At 69.2% G+C, this 17,968-nt stretch carries 9 protein-coding genes; 6 read left to right on the forward strand and 3 right to left on the reverse strand.

Features of this window, described 5'->3' with window-relative positions; all coding sequences use genetic code 11:
- Positions 1-134: 134 nt before the first annotated feature.
- Together ACI79K_RS00840 and ACI79K_RS00845 are read right to left on the reverse strand one after the other, a co-directional pair.
- Positions 135-815, reverse strand: a complete 681-nt coding sequence (locus ACI79K_RS00840; RefSeq protein WP_456598659.1) for a hypothetical protein — start codon at positions 813-815, stop codon at positions 135-137.
- A gap of 826 nt (positions 816-1,641) precedes the next feature.
- Complete coding sequence (locus ACI79K_RS00845) at positions 1,642-2,322, reverse strand: EcsC family protein (RefSeq protein WP_456598660.1); 681 nt, start codon at positions 2,320-2,322, stop codon at positions 1,642-1,644.
- Positions 2,323-2,570: 248 nt separating this feature from the next.
- On the opposite strand from ACI79K_RS00845, the gene drmD reads away from it, so the two are divergent.
- From drmD to ACI79K_RS00875, 6 genes are all read left to right on the forward strand, one after another.
- Complete coding sequence (gene drmD / locus ACI79K_RS00850) at positions 2,571-5,768, forward strand: DISARM system SNF2-like helicase DrmD (protein ID WP_456598661.1); 3,198 nt, start codon at positions 2,571-2,573, stop codon at positions 5,766-5,768.
- Positions 5,769-5,809: 41 nt separating this feature from the next.
- Positions 5,810-9,772: an Eco57I restriction-modification methylase domain-containing protein gene (locus ACI79K_RS00855; protein WP_456598662.1), complete on the forward strand. Its 3,963-nt coding sequence runs from the start codon at positions 5,810-5,812 to the stop codon at positions 9,770-9,772.
- Positions 9,772-13,428: a DISARM system helicase DrmA gene (drmA, locus tag ACI79K_RS00860; protein WP_456598663.1), complete on the forward strand. Its 3,657-nt coding sequence runs from the start codon at positions 9,772-9,774 to the stop codon at positions 13,426-13,428. The genes ACI79K_RS00855 and drmA overlap by 1 nt, the downstream gene beginning before the upstream one ends.
- Complete coding sequence (gene drmB, locus ACI79K_RS00865) at positions 13,425-15,530, forward strand: DrmB family protein (RefSeq protein WP_456598664.1); 2,106 nt, start codon at positions 13,425-13,427, stop codon at positions 15,528-15,530. Before drmA ends, drmB begins: the two co-directional genes overlap by 4 nt.
- Complete coding sequence (gene drmC, locus ACI79K_RS00870; protein ID WP_456598665.1) at positions 15,527-16,240, forward strand: DISARM system phospholipase D-like protein DrmC; 714 nt, start codon at positions 15,527-15,529, stop codon at positions 16,238-16,240. The genes drmB and drmC overlap by 4 nt, the downstream gene beginning before the upstream one ends.
- A gap of 107 nt (positions 16,241-16,347) precedes the next feature.
- Complete coding sequence (locus ACI79K_RS00875; protein ID WP_456598666.1) at positions 16,348-16,755, forward strand: very short patch repair endonuclease; 408 nt, start codon at positions 16,348-16,350, stop codon at positions 16,753-16,755.
- Here ACI79K_RS00875 and ACI79K_RS00880 read toward each other — a convergent pair.
- Complete coding sequence (locus ACI79K_RS00880) at positions 16,744-17,913, reverse strand: DNA cytosine methyltransferase (protein WP_456598667.1); 1,170 nt, start codon at positions 17,911-17,913, stop codon at positions 16,744-16,746. The genes ACI79K_RS00875 and ACI79K_RS00880 overlap by 12 nt on opposite strands.
- Between the last annotated feature and the right edge of the window lie 55 nt (positions 17,914-17,968).

The raw sequence follows: 17,968 nt of genomic DNA on the forward strand, positions 1-17,968 counted from the left end.
TCGTGCCGACAAGGCTGGAGATGCGGACGTGTCCGTCACCGAAAAGGAGCAATCCCTCGACCACCGACCTCAGCAGTCCCAACCGCCCCGCGTCGCATCGGCGTGTCGAGACCCATCCGACGGGGTCCGCGACGTCATCGGACGTCGTCACCTCGTGCCGCCGACCAGATCGCGTGGTCGACCTCCCACGGGGTCACGTTCGACGCGCCCTCGAGGCTGAGCAGCTCGGCGACGTCGATCAGCAGTTGCTGGGCGACCTCCGGATCGCGCACGCCGTGAGGTGCGAGCCACCTGAGGACCATCCGGTGGGGCTTGATGCGGCCGTCGTCCCCGCACAGCATCCAGAAGTAGCCGCGGCGGATGCCGTACCGGCCCTCTCCACGGATACGGCGCATCCCGTTCTCGATCGACGCGAGCAGCGGCGGCGACACCAATGCCTGATTCGCGGAGGCAATGTCCTCGACGCCGTGTTCCAGCAGCACGCGCGCGTAGCCGAGCACGGCTTGAGCCTTGGTGATCCCGCCGCGAGTCGACGTCCGCTGACGATTCCGTGCCGCCGCGAGCAGCAATTCCTCGTCCGGGAAGCGTTGCACGAATCGATCGAGCGGATACACGTCGTCGACGAGGGTCGCCGGCGTGAGCAGTGGCCCGGTGGCCCCGGACTCGAGTACCCGCCGGACCACAGGCACGACGACCCCGTCGTAGCGGGCGCCGATGCTCCACACCGCGTCGAGCACGCAGGCGGAGAGACTCGCCCAACGCTGCTCGCGAGGGCGAGGGCCGAGCGCTGCCACGCGCTCGGCGACGGCAGTCACCACGTCCTCCGATGGGGGGACGCAGAAGAGCGTCGTCGACGTCATCGATCCAGGGCTCCCCGTCTCTTTCGCCGCACTCGCCGCAGGCCTGGGGGGAGCCTCGCATCTGGGAACGACAATTCTGGTCGTGCGCGGAGCGGTGTCACCGCTCCAGTCGCACGAGTTCGGTCAGCGACCTCGGCAGGCACGCCAGCCGCGGTCCCGCCACCGTCAGGGGGACCACCGCTACCGACGACCGAGACCGGGGAGACCGCCGGACACGGTCCGGACGCTCGATCCAGAGCCGTACGGTCCGGCGAGTGCGTACTTCTCGACGCACTTCGGACAGCGTCGACGCCGCGGCTGCTCCTTCGACGGCTGGAAGGGCTTGGAGCAGGTAGAGCAGACCTTCCAACCGTTCCGCAGCGAGCACTTGTGGCACCACCGCGACTTCTTGATCGGTGCGGTTCGACCACAGTCAGCGCACCTGGCCTTCGGCCTGCACGACGGGCAAACACCACTCCTGAGCTTGCCCGCCTTCGTCAACCCGGCACACCCAGCGCAGCGCACGTGACCACGAGCGATGGCGCAGGCGTCGCACCACGGCAACTGCCTGTGGCGCGGGACGGCACCACAGGCCTGGCACACAGGCGCCGCTTTCGCCTTCGATGCCGGCGCAGGTCGCCGCTGCACCGACGATCGCTCCCGTAGGCGGTCCGCGGCGAGCTTTGCTGCGGCGACCTTGCTCGCTCGGCGCCGCTCGTGGTCCTGCCGGAGCTCGTCGGCGCGAATGTCCCCGATCTGCTCCGCCATGTGGGCTCGGCGGTCGTGGTCGAGCCCGCAGACGTCACACCGTGTCGGTCCCACGTCCGTTCCCGTCGCTGTCCGACCCGAATGCCTTGTTCGCATAGGCACCGACGGTCCGGGTGGTGATGGTGTCGACGGACCCGCCGATGACTCCACCGACGAGCGGCACGCCCTTGGCCAGCGTCACGACCGCCCGTTTGGTGCCGTACTTGGCCACCAGCATGAAGCCGACCTTCTTGTTGACCTGACGGAGGACCGTCACGGGGATTCGCTTGATCAGCGTCATGGTCGTCTTGGTCCCGACCGTGACACCGACCCGCTTGAAGGCTTCCGCGCCCATGTTGCCGACGAGGCAGAGCAGGACCGCTGACCGCACCTGCTCGCTGTCCAGGTCGTGACCGTGCACGGCCGCGATGGCTCCCGCCAGGTGGGTCTGCACGAGGTACGAGGCGCCGACGTTCGCCGGAAGAGCCACGGGCAAGGTCACGAAGCCTCCGAGGTTCGTGACGAATCCCTGCGCTCCGGCGATGGCGCAGTGGTTCCGGATCAGCACCTTGACCGCCTGCTCCGGTGTGCGCCCCCGCAGCGCCTCCTCGGCGCTCTCCGCCGCGCTCTTGAAGGGACCGAAGCCATTGATCCCCGACTTGAGAAGCTGCTCGACCAGCTTCTCGCCAGCCTTGACGAGGCTCGAGTCTTCGGCCTGTTCTACCTGCGTGGTCATCTTGAACTCCTCGTCACCGACCGGCTGGGCTCGGCGGAGCGTAGGCAACGGTCGGGTCGGGGAGCCGCTACCAACACGAGCGCTGCTCCGATCGAGTCACCTCCCGGCCACGAGAGCCGCATTCGTCCCTGTGGGCTCACCGGCCACGTCGGCATCTGCAACACGCTCACTCCCATGGAGGGGCGACGCGTCTCTGTTCCGTAACTACTGTCCAGCTCGTGGCAGTCATGGAAGGCAGCGATGTCCGAGTGTCCGCACAACAGGACGCGTCGGGCGCGGACACCCGCTCCGTACCGGAGCCGGGCCAGATCGCCGTGGTCCGCGGCGCCACGTGGGCGGTGACGGACGTCCGCGTCCAAGGTCTCCCCCGCAGCGGCGCGGACGATGCCACCGCCGGGCTGCAGCACGCCGTCACCCTCCAGTCCCTGGAGGAGGACCGCCTCGGCCAGGAGCTACAGGTCGTCTGGGAGCTCGAGCAGGGCCGCTCGCTCCGCCCGGAGCTCGGCCTGCCGACGACGATCGACCCCGCCCGTTTCGACGACCCGAGCCGGCTCGCCGCCTTCATCGACGCCCTCCGCTGGGGCGCCATCACCTCCGCCGACTCCCAGGTCGTCCAGGCGCCCTTCCGCAGCGGCGCCAACGTCGAGGCCTACCAGCTCGAGCCGCTGCGTCGCGCGCTCCGCGAGACCCGCGCCAACCTGCTCCTCGCCGACGACGTCGGTCTCGGCAAGACCATCGAGGCCGGCCTCGTCGCCCAAGAGCTGTTCCTCCGCCACCGCGCCCGCACCGCGATCATCGTCTGCCCCGCCGGCCTGGCCCTGAAGTGGCAGGACGAGATGCTCGAGAAGTTCGGCCTCGACTTCACGATCATCAACTCCGAGACGATGCGCGAGGTCCGGCGCAGCCACGGGCTTCACGCCAACCCGTTCACGCTCTTCCCGCGCATCATCGTCTCGATGTCCTGGCTCCCGGGGCAGCGCGCCCAGCGCCTCCTCCGGGACGTGTACGCGCAGACCGCGAAGCGCGAGGGCGCTCGCCGGTTCGCCTACGACATCCTCATCGTCGACGAGGCCCACCACGTCGCCCCGTCGAGCCCGCAGCGGGTCGACAAGCTGAACATCACCCGCCGCGGCTACGCCGTCGACTCGCAGCGCACGCACGCCGTCCGCGAGCTGGCCGAGAAGTGCGAGCACCGCCTCTTCCTCAGCGCCACCCCGCACAACGGCTACGTCGAGTCGTTCACCGCCCTGCTCGAGATGGTCGACCCGCAGCGCTTCGTCCGCGGCTCGCACATCGACCGCTCCGCGCTCCGCGAGGTCGCAGTCCGCCGGCTGAAGCGCGACCTGAAGGAGGCCAAGGGCTTCCAGGAGCGCCAGGTCACCGCGCTGCCGTTCGAGCCCACGCCCGCCGAGGAGGAGGCCTACGAACGCCTCCTCGCCTTCACGAACCGGCGCGATAAGGCGGTGTCCACGGGCGACGGCGCAGCCAAGCAAGCCCGCGACATGGCGACGCTCCTGCTGAAGAAGCGCTTCTTCTCCTCCCCCGTCGCCTTCGCCCGCACGGTCGACGTCTACCTGGAGACGCGGCTCCGCGGTGTGGACGCCCAGCTGACCGGCGACTACGACGACGTCCTGGGCGTCGACGCGGACGACCTCGAGGAGGGGAAGTCCGACCAGACGGAGCTGCTGACCCTCGCCGGCACCCGACGAAAGCTCCCGCCCCTGACCGACGAGGACGTCGCCGACCTGCGGTGGCTCAGCCGCTGGGGCCACGAGTTCGACGGCACCGTCGACTCCCGCCTGGCGGCCCTGGTCCGCCACCTCGACGGCGTGCTGCTCGCCGGCGACCTCTGGCTCGACGAGCGGATCGTCGTCTTCACCGAGTACGTCGACACGCTCTACTGGGTCCGGGACAACCTGCTCCAGCACGGCTACGACGTCGACCGGATCGCGATCATCGACGGCAGCACCGACCCAGAGCAGCGCGAGATCACCCGCGCGCAGTTCAACGAGCCGCCGAGCAGGACCAAGGTGCGCATCCTGCTCGCCACCGACGCCGCCGGCGAGGGCATCGACCTGCAGGCCAACTGCCACCGACTGTTCAACTACGACATCCCGTTCAACCCGAACCGGCTCGAGCAGCGCATCGGCCGGGTCGACCGGTACGGCCAGGACCACCAGCCAGACATCCGGCACTTCACACCGGTGGCCGGCCCCTCCGGCTTGGCGTCGGACGTCGACTTCCTCGCCCGCGTCGCCACGAAGATCGCCCGGGTCGAGCTGGACCTCGGATCGGCGAACGAGATCATCGCGCCCGACATCCAGCGACAGCTCACCGGCGCCGCCCTCACGCCGAGGTCGAGCGAGCAGGCTCCCAAGGGCGACCGCGCGATCAACGAGATGCTGCTGGGTCAGCGGCAGGTGAACGCCGAGCTGACCACCCTCGAGACCCAGCTCGAAGACGACCGGGAGAGCCTGCACCTGCGGCCGATGAACCTCCGGCGCGTGGTCGAGACCGCCCTGGACCTCGACATGCAGCCTCGGCTGGTCCCCACCCAGGTGGAGGACGGCGGCGCCGAGGTCTTCGAGCTGCCGTCCCTCGCGCGCTCCTGGGAACCGGTCACCCGGGGCTTGGCCAGCCGGCTGGAGCCGGACCGCCTGCGGCCCATCACGTTCGATCAGGACGTCGCCCGCGCCACCACGGACGTCGTCCACGCCCACCTGGGCCACCCGTTGCTCCAGCGGTCCACCCGGCTGCTCCGGTCGGCCCTGTGGGGCGGGGAGACCGACCTGAACCGGGTCAGCGCCGTCGTGGTACCCGGGCTCGACGAGTCCTTCGCCGCCGCGGTCGTCCGACTGGTCCTGGTCGGTCGGGGCGGCATCCGGCTGCACGAGGAGGTCTTCCTGGCCGGCACGCGGCTGGCCCGGCGGCAGCAGGTCGGTGTCGAACGGGCCGAGGAGCTGCTGGCCCGGGCGCTGGACGGCGACGAGCTGACCGCCGCGCCGGACGAGGTCGCGCGCGACCTCGCCACGGCCTGGGACGACGACACCGCAGGACTCCGGTCCCGCGTGGAGGACGCCATCCGGGTCCGCGTCGAGCGGCGGACCCGCGAGGTCGAGGACCGCCTGGCGAAACGGCGCGACGAGGACCTCGGCCGGGTGGACGCCATCTTCACCCGGTTCGCCGGCACGCTCCGCGAGTCGATCGCCGCGGCGGAGAAGCTCGAACAGGAAGCGGAGGCGATGTTGTTCGACGTCGAGCAGCACCAGTCGGAGCGGGACCTGCGGCAGATGCGCGCCAGGCTCGACGAGATCGACGACGAGCGCCGCCGCGAACGAGAGGCGGTGGAGACCCGGTACCAGGACGTGAAGCCGTGGCCGTTCCCTGCCGCGGTGCTCTTCGCGATCAGCCCCGCCGACGCCGTGCAGGGGGCGGCGGTCCGATGAGGCGTCGTCCGCCGAGCGCGACGCAGCTGCACCAGGACTGGTTGGCGCAGGTCGAGACCGACGGCCCGTTCCTGTCCCTGCCGGTTCTCAAGGACATGTGGCCGAACGGGATGGAGCCGCTCAGCGACGTCGACGACCGGCTCGTCACGTTCAAGGAGAGCTACGCCGCCTGGGAGCAGGCCTTCGACGGCTCCCGGAACGGGTCGGCCGAGCAGTACGCCGACGTGGCGCGCTCCTGGGTGGACGTGGTGCTCGACGTCCTCGCCGGGTGGGAGGGGCATCGGGTCGCACCGGGCGAGCTGCCGGAGGACCTGGTGGTCCGGTCGCCGGGCGAGACGATCGCGGTGCGTCCGGACGGCGCCCTGCGGGGGCGGGACGGCGAGCTCGCGTGCCTGCTGCGCGTCGCGCCGCCGACCGACAGCCTGCACGCGGCGGGCCTGGACGGCTGGTCGGCGAGCGAGGTCGACCGGATGGCCGCGCTGCTGCGCAGGGCCGACGTCGCGGTGGGGGTGGTGACCGACGGCCGCTGGTGGTCGCTGGTCTGGGCCGGCGAGGGCACGACCACCGGGTCGGGTGTGGTCGACGCGCTGAGCTGGCGCGAGGAGCCCCGACTGCGCGACGCGTTCCTGACGTTGGTCAGCGCGTCGACGCTGCGACACACGAATCCCGAGCGCCGGCTGCCGCGGCTGTTCCAGCGCAGCGTGCTCGAGGCCGAGGAGATCACCGAGGCGCTCGGGGTCCAGGTCCGCAAGTCCGTCGAGCTGCTGGTCCAGGCGTTCTCCGAGGCGCGGCTCTCTGCGCGAGGCAAGGAGCTCGACGACCCGCTGTGCGAGGACCCGGACGAGATCTACCAGGCCGCGGTCACGGTGATGATGCGGGTGGTGTTCCTGCTCTTCGCCGAGGAGCGAGGGATGCTGCCGACGCCGGAGCTCTACCGGGCCGCCTACGGGCTCAGCGACCTGCTCGACGACCTGCAGGCCCGGGCGCAGCGGGAGGGCGAGGAGAACCTCGACCACTCCACAGACGTCTGGCACCGGCTGCTGGCGGTCAGCACCGCGCTCTACGGCGGGGCGAACTTCGACGAGGTCCGGATGCCGGCCTACGGCGGCTCGCTGTTCGACCCCCAGCGGTTCCCGTGGCTGACGGCCGAGCGCCCCGACGGCGGACTGCGTCTCCGCGTGTCCGACCGGGTGATGCTGCACGTGCTCGAGTCGGTCCAGGTGGCCAAGGTCGGCGGGCAGGCACGGCGGATCTCGTTCCGGGACGTCGACGTCGAGCAGATCGGCTACATCTACGAGGGTCTTCTCGGCTACACCTGCCGCGAGGTCGACGCCGAGGTCGTGCTCGGGCTGGTGGGGAAGGACGGCGAGGAACCCGAGATCGACCTCGACGCTCTGGACGGCATCTACGAGGAGTCGAGGGGCGCCAAGGACTTCGCGACGAGGCTGACCGGCTGGGTCAAGCAGACCCAGCCGGCGGCGAAGCTCGTCTCGGTGGCGAAGCTGGCCAAGCTGCACGACGCCGAGGTCGACGAGGCGGAGATGAACCGGCTCCTCAAGCCGATCGCCGGGGACGACCCCGATCTGCTTCCGGCGCTGGTTTCGTGGGGCAACTTCATCCGCCGCGACCTGCGCGACTTGCCCTACGTCGTCCCGCGCGGCGGGCTGATGGTCTCGGAGACCCAGTCCCGGAAGAACGCCGGTGCGCATTACACGCCCCGTTCCTTGGCCGAGGAGGTCGTGCTCCACGCCCTGCAGCCGCTGGTCTACGAGCCCGGTCCGTTGCAGACCAACGAGGAGGACGCCTGGCGGCTCAAGTCGAGCTCGGCGATCCTCGACCTCAAGGTCGCAGACATCGCCGCCGGCTCCGGGGCCTTCCTCGTCGCCGCCGCCCGCTACCTCGCCGACCGACTCGTCGAGGCCTGGACTGCGGAGAGCATCGTCGACGGCGACCACGTCGACACCGGCCTGCGCACCCGCGCCATCCGCGAGGTCATCGCGCGCTGCCTCTACGGCGCCGACATCAACGGCATGGCCGTCGAGATGTGCAAACTCTCCCTCTGGCTGGTCTCCCTGGACCCTGCCAGACCGTTTTCGTTCGTCGACGACAAGATCTTCCACGGCAACTCGCTGCTCGGCCTCACGTCACTCGACCAGCTGCGCTACCTGCACATCGCACCGGAAACGAAAAAGTCCAAGGGCCAGCTCAACGCCTTTGTCGACGCCGAGGCGGTGCTGGACGAGGTCACCCGCATCCGCCGCCAGCTCGCCACCACCGTCGACGAGGAGGACCCGCAGCGCACACGCAGCGGCAAGCGTCGCCTCCTCGAGCAGTCAGAGCAGGTCACCGCCAAGCTCCGCCTCATCGCCGACGGCATCGTCGCCGCGGCCCTTCGACTCGGCGGCAGGCCGGGCGCCGCACTCGACGACGCCTACACCGCCATAGAAGGCGCTCTCATCGAAGCGTTCCCTGCCGACGGCAGCAACGGTGACAGAACCCGCCTCGACCACATCATCGCCCAGGGCCTCACCCCCGCCGTCGCTACGGATTATGAGAGGTGGGAGCCGTTGCACTGGATCCTCGAAGCCCCCGACGTGCTCCTCAAGCACGGCGGCTTCGATGCCATCGTCGGCAATCCACCGTTTCTTGGTGACAAGAAGCTTAAGGCTGCCGTCGGTGACGACTTCCGCGAATACTTGGTTCAGCAGGTGGCCGGCAACGTGCGCGGAGGCGCCGATCTTGTCGCTTACTTCTTCCTGCGAGCATCGACACTGCTCCGACACGGCATGGGACGACTGGGACTGATCGCTACCAACAGCATCGCCCAGGGTGATACTCGCGAAGTGGGACTAGACCAGATGGTCTCGCAGGGCTTCATCGTGACCCGGGCAATCCGGAGCGCACCGTGGCCGTCCGCGATCGTCTCCCTCGAGTACGCGGCAGTCTGGGGTGGCCGAGGCAAGCCAGAGAATCGAGTCTCTCTGTGGGTAGACGGAGAAACCTGCGCAACCATCTCCACTTTGCTTGAGCCGGAGGGGCGTACCGCCGGATCTCCCCGTGCGCTGCTGGAGAATGCGCGCAAGGTCTTCATCGGCTCCTATGTCCTCGGGAAGGGATTCATCCTCGACGATACCGAAGCGCAAGAACTTCTAGAGGAATCAGACCGCAATCAAGACGTGATAAGTCGCTACATCAATGGCGATGACCTGAACTCCCGACCAGACTGTTCCGCCAGCCGGTGGGCGATCAATTTCTTCGACTGGTCGCAGGAAAGAGCTGCATCGTATTCCGGTCCGTACGCCCGAGTAGCTCAGCTGGTGGCGCCGGAGCGAGCGAAACTCAACCGCAAGGCCAACCGCGAACGCTGGTGGAGGTATGGGGAAACGCGGCCAGGCCTCTACACCGCTATCGCACCTCTTAAACAGGTCATCGTACTGTCGCGGGTCAGCAAGACGATTATGCCTGTGCGTGTGCCTACCGGTCAGATATTCAGTGACTCCTGCGTCGTATTCGCCATGGATGATGATGCTTCGCTCGCAATACTCTCCTCTTCACTGCACCGGCTCTGGGCATTGAAGTATGGGACCACGATGCGCGTCGATGCGATGTACACACCTAGCACATGCTTTGAACCCTTCCCGCGTCCGCTTGCATCGCAGCGCCTTGCGGCTGCGGGTGGGAGACTCGACTCCGATAGAAGAGACATCATGCTGACGCGCGGGCTTGGTCTGACCTCTCTCTATAACGCTGTCAATACGCCCGGTGTCGAGGACGCCGACATCCAGCGCGTGCGTCAACTACACGTAGATGTCGATGAGGCCGTCATGGCAGCGTACGGATGGGATGACGTGCCCCTGAACCACGGCTTTTTTTCCTACAAGAACGTCGTACGGTTCAGTCCTGATGCGGCCGCGAGAGCAGAAATTCTTGACCGTCTACTTGAGGAGAACCTGCACCGAGCATCCGCGCAGAGCATCGCCGCGACTCAGGGAGGTCTGTTCTGATGTCTTGCGCACCATCAACCGTGGTCCGCGGCGAACTCGTTGAGCTTGTAAGGCATGAGCTACTCGGCCCGAGGGGTGACCTTGACGAGGAGGTTCCGGCGAGCCCCCGAGCCATGTACGCCATCGGGGGACTCGCACCCGTCACCATCGACCCGCTCGCCCGCGTTCACTTTGATGTCGAAGAAGCGGAGAGCCAAGGAGTCGATGGCGCTCCGGTGCAGGCGATCAGCGATGCGGATTCGGAGCATCCGGGTCAACCCGGTGTCCCTGTTCCGACCGACGAGGACGTTGCGACTGCCGATTCGGATGACGAGGAGGACACCGGGCCCAAGGGCGCCCTTACGCACCCGTCGTCGATGGGGTTGCGGTTTCAGGTGCCGGGCGATGTCGGGACGCTCGTCGTCACGGCCTCATGGGGACGCTACGAAAGCTTCCAGCGCCTGAACGAGGAGACCGGCAAGAAGCGGACCTGGTTCCGGCGCACTCCCTTCGAGATCCCCAAGGAGCTCGTCCTGGGCGGCACCACGGTCCGACGAGCGGACGTCTTCGAACTCGACACCGACGTCAGCCTCCGCGTCGAGGTCTTTCCCCTGGGCGACCGACTGATCGTGGAGCTGGCGCTCAGCAACGATCGGGTGACCGGCACCGACGCTCCCCCCGGCGACTGGCTGTTCCAGACGAAGCTGACCGTCACCTCGAAGGACGGATCGGCGTGCTTCCTGCCGAGCCGAGACGTCCTCGAACCCGGCTACCGGGAGCCCGACGAGGAGCGGTGCCGCCTCGACCTGCAGTACAAGCACAAGCTCGAGTACGCGGTCGGGCGGACCTGCTCCGTCGACTGGGACGACGTCCCCGAGGCCCGTCGAGCCCGTGAGGTCACGACGACCTGGCTGCCGACGGCCGACGTCCCGCAGACCGTCGCCGGCGAGGCCGGTGACACCGTCACCTCGATGCGCGTGCTCGCCGAGATCGACGCCGGCGACGTTCGCCGTGCGCTCGAGCCGATGATCGCCGGGTACGCGACGTGGCTCGACGAGGACCAGGCGCAAACTGCCGCCGCACTCCCCGATCACCTCGAGAAGACCGCCTCCGAGGCGATCGGCGAGGCACGGGTTGCGGCCTCCCGGCTGGAGGCCGGGCTGCGGCTGCTGGAGACCGACCCGGATACGCTGAGGGCCTTCCGGTTCATGAACCGCGCGATGCGCGACCAGCGCATCCGTTCCCAGGTCGCCGCCGCACGAGCCGCCAAGGCCGGCGTCACCGTGGAGCAGGCGCTGGCCGAGGTCGAGGCCAAGGGTGACAAGGCCGCCTCGTGGCGGCCGTTCCAGCTCGCCTTCATCCTCATGCAGCTGCCGGCCCTGGTGGACCCGACCGATCCCTATCGGAGCGGCGACGACTCCCGGGTCGAGCTGCTCTTCTTCCCCACCGGTGGCGGCAAGACCGAGGCCTACCTCGGCCTGGCGGCCTTCACCTTCGCGATCCGACGTCTCCAGGGATCCGTCCCGGGCGAGGACGGTGAGCTCGACGGCGGCGACGGCGTCGCCGTCCTCATGCGCTACACCCTCCGCCTGCTGACCTCGCAGCAGTTCCAGCGGGCCGCCGCGCTCGTGTGCGCGGCGGAGCTGATCCGCCGGGAGGACGAGACCACCTGGGGCACCGAGCCCTTCCGCATCGGGCTCTGGGTCGGCAGCAGCGTCAGCCCCAAGCGCTACGCCGAGGCCGAGGCACAGGTGAAGCTGGCGAAGGCCGAGGACGGTCGCGCGCACGGCCTCACCGTGCTGCAGATCAAGCGCTGCCCGTGGTGCGGGACCCCGATCGACCCGAAGCGCGACGTCGACGCCGTCGCCACCACCCAGCGGATCCACGTCCACTGCGGCGACCGCGACGAGGAGTGCCCCTTCTCCACGCGCGGCCCCGACGACGAGGGCCTGCCCATCCTCACCGTCGATGAGGAGATCTACCGGCATCCGCCGACGTTCCTGCTCGCCACCGTCGACAAGTTCGCCCGACTGGCGCGGGAGGGCGAGGCGGCGAGCCTCTTCGGCTACGTCGCCGAACGCTGCCCCCGCCACGGCTACCGCCATCCCGACGCGCGCGGCGACTCCTGCAAGGGCGAGAAGCACAACGCGGTCAACAAGGGCGGCGTCAGCTACCCGGCCGTCGACGTCGAGCCGGTGTCGCGCCTCCGCCCGCCGGACCTGATCATCCAGGACGAGCTGCACCTCATCACCGGAGCACTCGGCACCGCCGTCGGCGTCTTCGAGAACGTCGTCGACGTGCTCTGCTCCTGGTCTCGGGATGGCGGCGCTGTCCTCCCGCTGATCGTTGCTTCCACGGCGACGGTCCGGAAGGCCGAGGACCAGATCCGCAACCTGTACGGCCGAGGCGTCGACGTCTTCCCGCCGCAGGTGCTCGACGTCCGGCAGACGTTCTTCTCGAGGGAGCTAGAGGTCACCGAGGACGACCCGGGACGGAAGTACCTCGGCGTCTGCGCGCACGGCATCCGGCTCACTCTCGCCGAGATCCGCATCGCCGAAGTCCTTCTCCTCGCCGGGCAGAAGCTGCTCGACGACCACGGCAAGGCGGCCGACCCGTACCTGACCTCGGTCGCCTACTTCAGCGCGACGCGGGAGCTCGCCGGCATGCGGCGCTACCTCGACGACGACGTCACCACTCGTGTGTCCGGCAGGACCGAGCCGTTCCCGCGCCGGACGACCTCCCGGCTGGAGATTGGCGAGCTCACCTCGCGGATCTCGTCGTCGGAGATCGGCGCGACGCTGGACAAGCTCTCCCTGGAGTTCGACCCGGACCGCTGGAGCACGGCCGGCAAGTCCGCCTTCGCCAAGGCCATGCAGGACGGCAAGGTGAAGGGCGGCTACGACCAGCGGCCCTACGACTTCGTCCTGGCGACGTCGATGCTGCAGGTCGGTGTCGACGTCCCGCGCCTGGGCCTCATGCTCGTCGTCGGCCAGCCGAAGAACACCGCCGAGTACATCCAGGCCTCGTCCCGCGTCGGTCGTGACCCCTCCCGCCCGGGGTTGGTCGTGTCACTGGCCAACTGGTCGAGACCGCGGGACATGGCGCACTTCGAGCAGTTCCGGCACTACCACGAGACGTTCTACGCGCAGGTGGAGGCGCTGAGCGTCACCCCGTTCTCCGAGACCGCTCTCGAGCGGGGGCTCATGGGTGTGCTCGTGAGCGCGGCCCGGGTGATGGACGTCGGCCGGCCGAAGTCGCTGTCCCCCGAGCTCGGCGCCGGCCGGGTCATCGACGGCGCACAACGTCTGGACGAGATCATCGAGCGGCTCACCCAACGGGCGGCGCGGGCCTATACCGAGCCGGACTTCGACGAGCGGGTCCGGGCCAAGCTGATCCAGCGCAAGGACCGCTGGCTCGGACGTGCGATCGAGGAGGGCGGCGGCCTCGTCTACGAGCGGTCGACCGACAAGACCCAGGTCACCAGCCCGCTGCTGATCAGCCCCGAGGTCCGGACCACCACGGCCGCCGAGAAGGTGTTCGTCGTCGCCAACTCGATGCGCGAGGTACAGCCGGAGATCAACCTGCTGGTCAGCCCGAGCCCGAGCCATCTCGCCGCCAAGGAGCCCGTCGACGCTCCGGGATGGAGCTTCCTGCCCCCCGCCGAGGAGGACGCATGACCGCCGTATCGGACGACCCGACCGACGTCGCCCCGCCCTCCCCCGACATCCCCGAGGCGGCGGTGGCGACCGTCGAGCAGGAGCTCGACCCACTCGCCGACGTCGAGGCCAACAAGCCGAAGAACCGGGCGAAGGTCGGTGCCGTTCGGCCCTCTGCGCTGCTCTACACCCAGGGCATCGGCTCGACGGTCGACCTGCCGCACCTGTCGGTCATGCCCCACGGGCTCGACGACTGGGAACGCATCTACCGCCGCCGCCCCACCCCACCGGAGACGATCGTCGAGCCCCGCCTGCTCCAGGTCGTCCAGGCGCACCTGGGCAAGACCGTGCACGAGTTGCGCAAGCCCCCGTGGGCATCCGCCGAGATCGGCCAGAAGGACTCGGCGACCGACCTGGGCATCCCCGGGCGCGTCTTCCCCCAGTGGCTGCGGTGCACCGGCTGCGGCCTGCTCGGCCAGGTGTCGGACGGCGTCAGCTTCGAGTACCGGAACACCAATCCGTACCGGCCCGACCAGGCGGAGTTCCGTCACGTCGATTGCCGGGGCTGGGCCGAAGGCGGGGCCAAGCAGCGACAGGCTCGGCCGCGCACCGCCGTTCCGGCGCGCTACCTGATCGCGTGCCAAAAGGGCCACCTCGACGAGTTCCCCTACGTCGCCTGGGTGCACCGTGGCGGCACCTGTCCGTCTGCCCCGCGGCCAAAGCTTCGGATGCGGGAATGGCGACAGAACATCGGTCCGGGCGTGCTGATCATCTGCCAGTCATGCAAAGCCGAGCGCGGTCTTCTCGAGGCAACAGCCCGCGGCGCGGAAAGCAAACTGCCGCGCTGTCGGGGGCGGCATCCGCACCTCGACGCCTTCTTCAAGTGCCAGGAACCGGGTCGGCTCATGCTGCTCGGAGCCGCCAACCAATGGTTCTCGAACACGGTGGGTGCCCTCGCCCTGCCGCGCGAGGACGAGGCGTCTGCGTCCGAGCTTGCCCCGGCCATCGCCTCCCTGCCCAGGAAGGTGCTGGAAGCCATCCACGGTCCCGACGGCATGGACTCCCTGAAGCTCCTCGCCGGGGTGAACGGTCTCTCCGGCCTGGACGACGTCGACAACGCCGTCCTCTGGGAGGCCTTCCAGCTCGCCACCGGGCAAGCGACGACCGCGGACGATGACGAGCACGCGGCTGCCCGACGTGACCCACGGACGCTGCTGGCGCCGGAGTGGACCGTCCTCAGCGACCCGTCGAAGTTCACCAAGTACAGCGGCTCCCCCGACTTCAAGGCGGCATCCCGCGACGTGGCCGCCGAGCTGGAGCCGCTCGTCACCGGGGTCGTCGCCGTCGAGCGACTCAAGAAGGTCAACGCCTTCATCGGGTTCACCCGGATCGACGCATTCGACCGGATCGACGACGCCTCCGACCGCGTCGCCCCCCTCACCCGCAACGGCCTCCCGTCGTGGGTGCCGGCCACCGAAGACCGCGGGGAAGGCGTGTTCATCCAGTTCGACGAGGCCCGCGTCGCCACCTGGGAAGCCGACGTGCTGGACCGTCCGGTCTGGCAGCGCTACAAGGCAGCCCACCGGCTCAACTTCCTGCGCCGCACGAGCAAGACCGCAGCGGAGATCGATCCGGACGGCCGCTTCCCGTCTCCGCGCTACTGGGCGATCCACACGCTCTCGCACCTGCTCATCCGCGAGATGGCGATGTCCAGCGGCTACGGCTCGGCCAGCCTGACCGAACGCATCTTCGCCTGGCCCGGCAACGACGACGTCCCACCGGCGGCTGGACTGCTCGTCAGCACGACGTCCTCGGACAGCGAAGGCACGCTCGGCGGCCTCGTCGAGCTGGCCAAGCCGGGGAAGCTGCAGAAGGTCGTGCTGGACGCCCTCCGCCGCGGCACCCGCTGCTCGTCGGACCCGATCTGCTCGCACCGAGCACCCCGCGGCAAGGAGGACTTCCTGCACGGGGCGGCCTGCCACTTCTGCCTGTTCGTCAGCGAGACCAGCTGCGAGCGGACGAACCGCTTCCTGGACCGCCGGATGGTCCTCGACCTGGTCGCCGACCCGAGCACGTGGACGCCGGGCCTGTTCGCTCCGCTGTGCGACGAGGACGCCGGATGACGGCGGCAGCCGAGCTCGGCGCCTTCCTGACCAAGGACGAGGCGAAGCGGGTAGGCGGATCCCTCGACCTCGGCCACGGACTGCTCCACCAGGCCGTCAAGAGCGTGCACGCGGATCGTCGGCAGCGCGTGCTGGAGCTCCTCCACGCCGCGCTCGACGGTCTGGGAGGTGACGTCCGCGCCCTGGGGGCGGTGCTGTCGGCGTTGAGCGGTGTGCCCCGCGCCGCCCGCCCACAACTGGTGTGGACGTCCCCGAGCCTGCCGCACAGCGAAGGCCACACGACGCTCGCCGTCTCGCAGCTGATCAACGAGGCGCAGTCGTACGTCTACGCCGCCACGTACTCGGCGACGATGGGGTCGTCGTACGTGGCGGCCCTCCGGGAAGCTGTCGGCCGCGGCGTCGCCGTGACGCTCGTCGTCGACCGGGCAAGGCAGGCACAGACGGCCACGGCGCTCGCCGGGAAGCTGGCCGGGGCGCGCATCTGGACGATGAGCTCACCCGAGGTGGGCGAGTACGCCGTGCAGCACGCCAAGATCGTGATGATCGACGGGCTCGCGGCGCTCGTCACCAGCGCGAACTTCTCCTCCGCAGCGGCACAGACGAACCTCGAGTGCGGCGTCCTGCTGCGCGATGCCGCGGTGGCGTCGTCCATCAAGGCACACCTCGACCAGCTGCGTGAGAGCGAGTTCCTGGTGGACTACTCCGCCTGATCTCGACTGTGGACGCTGCATCGGGCGGAGCGTCGCCGTGAAACGCTCTGGACGTGATGGCGAGGACGCCCCAGCCTGGCCCGCATCCCGGGTCCTCCAGTGCCGAGATGTCCCGGCGCATGGGCGGCGTCAAGAAGCGCGACAACGGACCCGAGATGGCCGTGCGTCGACTGCTGCACGCCGCCGGGCTCCGCTACCGAGTGGCATGGCCGGTGCCAGGCCAACGCCGGCGGACGATCGACATAGCCTTCACGCGCGCACGTCTCGCGGTCTTCATCGACGGATGCTTCTGGCACGGCTGCCCTCTGCACGCGACGTCGCCGAAGGCCAACGCAGCCTGGTGGGTCGAGAAGATCTCGACCAACCAGGCCCGCGACGCGGACGTGACGTCGCAGTTGGAGGACATGGGCTGGACGGTGCTGCGCTACTGGGAGCACGAGGAGCCGGAGGACGTCGTCTCAGCCATCGTCAACTGGCTAGCGTCACCCCCTGAAGCGTCGAGATCAGGGCGCTGACAGCGCCACGTGCTCGTCGAGTGCCGACATGAAGTCCGCCGAGTACCGCAGACTGCTCCGGCGTAGCCGGTCCCGGAATCCTCGCGTCGCCCGGTGGGACAGCGGTTCCGTACCGTGTTCGTGCAGCACGGTCACGAGATGGGTGTCGTCCTCGGTCGGGCGACGCGGCCACTCCGAGACGTCGACGTCCCAGGTCTTGCCCTCGACGTGGCACGCCGCGCGGGGCCACGGGTGGTCCTCCTGGTGCGGCGTTCTCCCATATCCGTCGACGGACAGGTCGCTCCCGTCCGAGAGCATCCCCTCACCGATCCACCGTGCGACGGGCACGCTCACGGCATTGCCGACGAGCTTCCACCGGTCGCGGGTAGGGGCGCTCGACGTCCAGCCGGCTGGGAATCCCTGGAGGACCTCGGCCGCCTCGATGGACGGGCGCACGATTCGTCGTCCAGGCTCGTTGCCGGGAACCCAGACGGCTGGCGGGCTAGGGATGCTGAGCGTGGTGGATCCCTTGAGCGTCGGCACGGCGTCGACGGCCCAGCCGATCCCTCGGTTGCCCTCGGTCCAGTAGAAGCCGTGCGCACTGTTCCGCCAGGCCCCGTGCGCCGCGCCGTCGGGGTCCTCGGACGGGGCGTCCTCGCGGAAGAGCACGGCCGCCGGGTCGTGATCGACCGAGGCCAGCAGGTAGACCCGCTTGCGGCGCTGAGGGAGGCCGAAGGATCGCGAGTCGATGGAGCGGTACGCCCAGTCGTAGCCGGCGGTTTCCAGGGCGGCCGTGATCTCGCGGATAGCGCTGCCCCGCCCGAGACGCAGCATGTTGGGCACGTTCTCGATCAGCAACCACCGCGGCTGGGCTGTGCGGAGAAGATCGAGGACGTGGCGGATGAGGCCTGAGGCGCTGCCCTGGAGTCCTGCCGTGCGCCCAGCCTGGGAGAGATCGGTGCAGGGGAAGCCCGCGGTGAGCATGTCGGTGCCTCGGAGTGCCTCCAAGCTGAGGACGTCGCCGTGGAGCCGTGCATTCGGGAATCGATGAGCGAGCACTACCTGCGCCGAGGACCAGTGTTCGTAGAGCGTGGTCCGTCCGTGGAAGCCCGCCCGCTCGAGCCCGAGCTCGAGCCCCCCCACGCCAGCAAAGAGGCCGAGGAGCGAGGGGGGTGACACGCCTCGAGCCTGCCAGACGCCGCCGAGGGATCCCAGTAGGTCGGAACCGCGCGCC

It is taken from the genome of Blastococcus sp. SYSU DS0616, assembly GCF_054051015.1.

What these genes read in the sequence shown, in the direction of transcription:
- ACI79K_RS00845 (WP_456598660.1), bottom strand. Translation starts at nt 2,322, where the DNA reads ATGACCACGCAGGTAGAACAGGCCGAAGACTCGAGCCTCGTCAAGGCT.
- drmA (WP_456598663.1), top strand. Translation starts at nt 9,772, where the DNA reads ATGTCTTGCGCACCATCAACCGTGGTCCGCGGCGAACTCGTTGAGCTT.
- drmB (WP_456598664.1), top strand. Translation starts at nt 13,425, where the DNA reads ATGACCGCCGTATCGGACGACCCGACCGACGTCGCCCCGCCCTCCCCC.
- drmC (WP_456598665.1), top strand. Translation starts at nt 15,527, where the DNA reads ATGACGGCGGCAGCCGAGCTCGGCGCCTTCCTGACCAAGGACGAGGCG.
- ACI79K_RS00875 (WP_456598666.1), top strand. Translation starts at nt 16,348, where the DNA reads ATGTCCCGGCGCATGGGCGGCGTCAAGAAGCGCGACAACGGACCCGAG.